This is a genomic window from Haemophilus sp. HMSC71H05 (assembly GCF_001838635.1).
In the GTDB taxonomy this organism is placed as follows: Bacteria; Pseudomonadota; Gammaproteobacteria; order Enterobacterales; family Pasteurellaceae; genus Haemophilus_D; species Haemophilus_D parainfluenzae_R.
The window spans coordinates 1-290 of sequence record NZ_KV838034.1 but is presented as its reverse complement, the minus strand read 5'-3'; the positions used below and the strand labels follow the sequence as shown (position 1 = coordinate 290).

Annotated in this window: 1 rRNA gene; it reads left to right on the top strand. The window is 48.3% G+C overall.

Annotation, left to right across the window (positions count from 1 at the left end):
• The first annotated feature begins 149 nt into the window (after positions 1–149).
• Positions 150–265 (top strand): 5S ribosomal RNA (rrf, locus tag HMPREF3279_RS05770).
• Positions 266–290: the final 25 nt, after the last annotated feature.

Here is a 290-nt window from a genome sequence, read left to right as displayed (position 1 = left end):
TAACTATACAACGCTCAAGGGTTTTGGGTGTTGGATAAACGAGACGAAACTCAGAGAAGAAAGAGAAAGTTTTGAAGGTTATCAGCTTGTTTGGTTGTGAGCGCTAGAGATAGCGGAGCAGAATAGAGAAAAGTTATTAAAGGAATAATCCTGGCGGCGATAGAGCGGTGGTCCCACCTGACCCCATACCGAACTCAGAAGTGAAACGCCGATGCGCCGATGGTAGTGTGGGGCTTCCCCATGTGAGAGTAGGACACCGCCAGGTACTAAATGTAGAACCCCGAGCTGAA